Consider the following 4,238-nt stretch of genomic DNA (forward strand, 5'->3'; position numbering starts at 1 on the left):
GGTGAGGGGTAGCTTTCGGCTTTAGCTTTGACCGTTGGAGCAGCCAGTCATTCCGCCGCATCGAGGTGAGAGCGCTTGTCGCCGTCGGGCGGGGTCGTTCATGAAATCCCTGTTACGTCCCGGCTTGCGGCCCCCGTGGCGTGTAACCGTTCTTCTCGCTGTTGGTCTTCACCTTCGGCGGCAATCGCTGATCCTGCTGTTCACGTCGGAAAGCCGCTTGTTCTCGGTAATCGCCGCATGCGTTCACCCGCTGGTCCTTGTCGAACACCCGATACGGCAGCGAATGGCCTTTCCAGCGCACGTCCAGCCGGCCATCGGCAAAGGCATAGGTCTCGACATAACGGCCGACCAGCCCACGCGTGATATCGGTCTCTTCCAGCATGATCCGCTGACGCTGGAACGAGAACGTCAATTGCGCCCCGACATACACCGCTGCTCACACTTGCACAGAATGCCCTTGAGCCGGTCCAACGACAGGTTCACCGGCCGATGCAGATCGTCAGATCGGGCAGGTGTGGCTGCCTCGGAAGCGGCGGACGTCGTGATCCTGGTGGACAGGCTCGATCGCCTCGTCAGCGCCATCCGCAACGCGCAAATGTTTGCGGCTGCCTTCGGCGACCTGACACCGGTTCAGGGTGCACTGCTGCAAAAAGGGATCGAAATCGGTCGATCGCTGTGCATCTCATCGATCCGTTTGAGGGACATCAAAGTACTCCGGGCTCGACCCGACTAGAATATCCGTAAGGTTTGAATTCCGAGGATGGCGGCCATGGGTCGGATCGGGTGGGTGTTATCAGCGGTCTCTATCGCTGTCGTGGTCACAGGCGGGCTGGTTTTCCTGTCCTACAGCAATGACATCGACCGCGCGCGTTCCGCGGTCGCCAGTGGCGCGCGAGTTGCGAATACGGCCGCAGGTCTGATCGAATATGCCGAGCGAGGAGAAGGCACGCCGCTCCTGTCCATCCACGGTGCAGGTGGCGGGTGGGATCAGGGGCTGACCAACGTTGCCGATCTTGTCGGAAACGACTTTCGCGTCATCGCTCCGTCGCGCTTCGGGTATCTGGAGACACCGATTCCGTCTGATGCTTCACCCGCCGCCCAAGCCGATGCGCATATGGCGCTTCTCTCTTGGCTCAAAGTCGAAAGGGCCGTCGTCGTCGGTGTCTCGGCTGGGGCGCGCTCGGCAGTCGAGCAGGCGCTTCGCTATCCGGATGGGGTCTCTGCGCTCATTCTGATCGTCCCTGGAACCTACTCGCCCGAAAGCCCTGTGATGATCGAGGGAAGTCGTGGCAGCGCGTTTGTCTTCTGGCTGGTCAACGCCGGCGCGGACTTCGCTTGGTGGGCGACCGAAAAGGTTGCTCCATCGGTTCTCATCCGCCTCCTCGGCGTGCCGCCCGAGTTGGTTGAAGCGGCCCCCGAAAAGGACCGAAATCGCGTGATGGCCATTATCCGCAGCGTCGAACCGCTTTCGCGGCGCTTCCCCGGCATTAACATCGATAGTGCGCCCGATCTCCACCGGCTGCCTCTCGAGAAGATCGCCGCTCCCACCTTGGTCGTCTCCGCCAAGGACGATCTGTTCAACACGCTCCCCGCAGCCAAATTCGCAGCCGAAAGCATTCCGGGCGCGAAGTTGGTCGTCTACGACACCGGCGGGCATCTGCTCGTTGGACATGGGGAGAAGGTTAAGAAGGCGGTCAGCGACTTCCTTGCTCAGAAGGCGCAAAGCAACCTTCCCGATCCCGTGGCGGGCCGTCTGGTTGGCCAAATTCGCCCGCACCGTCGCGACGCGGTCATGAGGGAGACAGCTAACAAGGCATGCAATGGCATGCCTCAGGATTTTACGGAGCGCAGCGAATGACCAGGCGCATCACAATTGTCCAGGGCCATCCGGATCCGGCCGGGCAGCACCTCCTGCACGCCATGGCTGACGCTTATGCTGATGCTGCCACGGCAGCGGGACACCAGATGCGCCGCATAGAGGTGGCCAAGCTCGAGTTCCCGCTGTTGCGAACCCAGGAGGATTTCGAGACCGGGGCATTGCCACCGGGCCTGGAGCAGTCGCGGGAGGACATGCGCTGGGCAGAGCACTGGGTCTTTCTGTTCCCCCTTTGGCATGGAACGATGCCGGCCCTGCTCAAGGGCTTTCTCGAGCACACCTTCAGGCCGGGCTTTGCGATGGAATACAGGAAGGGCGGCTTTCCCAAACGGCTGCTTGCCGGGCGCTCCGCCCGCATAATCGTCACCATGGGAATGCCGGTGCTGCTTTATCGATGGTATTTCGGCGCATATGGCGTGCGCAGTTTCGAGCGCAGCATGCTGGGCTTCGCCGGAATCAAGCCTATTCGCGAGAGCTTCTACGGCCTCTCGTTTGCCGATGAGAAGAAGCGCTCTCGCTGGATCGATGAGATGCGCGATTACGGCAGACGGGCCTGCTGATTTAATCTCCAACGGATCGCGATTGGAGATCCCACTTTGAGCTTGATCAAGGAGTTTCCGGGCGCGCGAAGCATAATGCCTGCGTGAACGCCGTTTGGTTGGCTCGACTCGCACTCGTGCCGGGAGGACGAAAATGCCCTTGAAGCTGCTCAGTGGAATGATAAAGGCATCGGGAGACGAGGCGCTTCTGATCATGGAAAGAGACGTCGGAGGCGACGAGATCGTTCTTGTCACGAAGGAAGCCCTTCTCGATATCGCCGATCCGCCGCTCTGCAACGAGTGTCGACTGCAGGAATCTGTCTCAGACTTCAGCGATATCGCGTCCCGCAAATTCGATGCCAAGGAACTCACGTCCGATGGTCGCGTGGCAGTAACCGCGACTGATGTGTCTGCTTGGAAAGCTCATCATCTGGACGCGGCTCGAAATGGATCGAAGGCAACGCTAGCCAGTGACCGAACGCGAGTTGCCTATGAACCCTATAGGACCCGGCTGCAATGAAGCGAACACATGGCCTGCAGCGCGCTATTACCGTTGCTCTCCTTCTGATGGTCATTGGCGAGAGCGCTGCGGCCGATCGACTCCGCGGCCGCAGCATCGCCCAACGCTGGTGCAGCGAGTGTCACGTCGTTGCACCCGGACAAGTTCACGGATCTGATACTGTCCCGACGTTCGCCCAGATCGGTGAATCGGAGCAGTTTGACGAAGCGAGCCTTTCGGTCTTCTTGGCTGCGCCTCATCACTCCCGGATGCCCAATCTGTCCCTGACACGTACCGAGATTGCCGATCTCGTCGCGTATATAAAGTCGAAATAACCTTAGCCGATCCGTGGTGAAGATCGACGCCCGAACCGAAAACGCAGTGTGAGCGCAATGACTGAAATATATTATCTCTGGCCCCTGGCAGGCGGCCTCCTGATTAGCCTGTCGGCAGGCCTCTACCTTCTGCTGAACGGAAGGATAGCCGGGATTTCCGGTCTCGCTGCCGCGGCAGCCGGCTTGACCCATGATCGTCGACGAATACCAGTAGCGAACACGGATCACCGCGATCCTCGAACCAGCGATGCGCGGATCCGTCGATCTGCACCAGCTCGCCATAGGCTTCCCGCCGCAACCGTGGCTGATGAAACGTCCGGCGCTGCTTGCGCGACAACCAGATGCCGGCTTCCGTCATCCATTGCCGCAACGTCTCGCGCGACACCGTCAGCCCATCGCGCTCGGCAAGCTTCTCGGCTGCCAAGGTTGGACCGAAATCGGCATAGCGCGCTCGAATGAGAGCCAAAGCATAATCGCGCACGCCCGGGATGATCCGGTTGTTCGACGGACGGCCGATGGCCTTGTGCCGGATCGATGCCGCGCCGCTCGTCCGGATCCGCTCCAACAGCCGGCGCACCTGGCGCTCGCTCAGCGCCAAAACACGCGCCGCCGACACCAGCGTCATCCGCCCATCAACAACCTTCGACAAAACTTCGATCCGCTGCACATCACGCTCGCTCATCGCTATCAGTCCCATCGGCAATCTCCCACGTCCTCAAAACGCGGGCAGAGTGACATTCTAACTTTGCAGAAACAGGACACTTCAACTTTGCGGCTACAGCATTTGTGGCGGCAGGGTTGGAATGTCCGTTTGTGTGCAAAGTAGAAGTGTCACTTTGGGTGTGTCTTCAGCCATTTAGAAATGCGACACTCGGCATGTCCACTTGCGCTGAGGCAAGCCCCCGACCGGACCGGCTGGGCCGGGTTGCAAGGGAAGGGAGGGGGCGGATGAGACGCACCCATTGGCTTTAGCTTTGACAGTTGCAGCA

At 60.2% G+C, this 4,238-nt stretch carries 3 protein-coding genes and 4 pseudogenes; 5 read left to right on the forward strand and 2 right to left on the reverse strand.

Going from position 1 to position 4,238, the window contains the following annotated elements:
* Positions 1–47: 47 nt before the first annotated feature.
* Positions 48–522: pseudogene (locus GFM02_RS34645) on the reverse strand (ISNCY family transposase); the annotation flags it as partial.
* 19 nt (positions 523–541) lie between these two features.
* On the opposite strand from GFM02_RS34645, the gene GFM02_RS34650 reads away from it, so the two are divergent.
* The 5 genes and pseudogenes from GFM02_RS34650 to GFM02_RS34670 all read left to right on the forward strand — a co-directional run bounded on the left by GFM02_RS34650 (position 542) and on the right by GFM02_RS34670 (position 3,249).
* Complete coding sequence (locus GFM02_RS34650; RefSeq protein ID WP_168324219.1) at positions 542–733, forward strand: hypothetical protein; 192 nt, start codon at positions 542–544, stop codon at positions 731–733.
* Between the two features lie 27 nt (positions 734–760).
* Positions 761–1,809: pseudogene (locus GFM02_RS34655) on the forward strand (alpha/beta fold hydrolase).
* Between the two features lie 45 nt (positions 1,810–1,854).
* Positions 1,855–2,436, forward strand: a complete 582-nt coding sequence (locus GFM02_RS34660; protein ID WP_168324221.1) for an NAD(P)H-dependent oxidoreductase — start codon at positions 1,855–1,857, stop codon at positions 2,434–2,436.
* A 133-nt stretch (positions 2,437–2,569) separates the two neighbouring features.
* Positions 2,570–2,854, forward strand: a pseudogene (locus GFM02_RS34665) (hypothetical protein); the annotation flags it as partial.
* 77 nt (positions 2,855–2,931) lie between these two features.
* Complete coding sequence (locus GFM02_RS34670; RefSeq protein WP_168324222.1) at positions 2,932–3,249, forward strand: c-type cytochrome; 318 nt, start codon at positions 2,932–2,934, stop codon at positions 3,247–3,249.
* A 115-nt stretch (positions 3,250–3,364) separates the two neighbouring features.
* On the opposite strand, the pseudogene GFM02_RS34675 reads toward GFM02_RS34670, so the two are convergent.
* A pseudogene (locus GFM02_RS34675) lies at positions 3,365–3,946 on the reverse strand (helix-turn-helix domain-containing protein); the annotation flags it as partial.
* Positions 3,947–4,238: the final 292 nt, after the last annotated feature.

The sequence above is a fragment of the Rhizobium leguminosarum bv. viciae genome (genome assembly GCF_012276115.1).
In the GTDB taxonomy this organism is placed as follows: Bacteria; Pseudomonadota; Alphaproteobacteria; order Rhizobiales; family Rhizobiaceae; genus Rhizobium; species Rhizobium leguminosarum_T.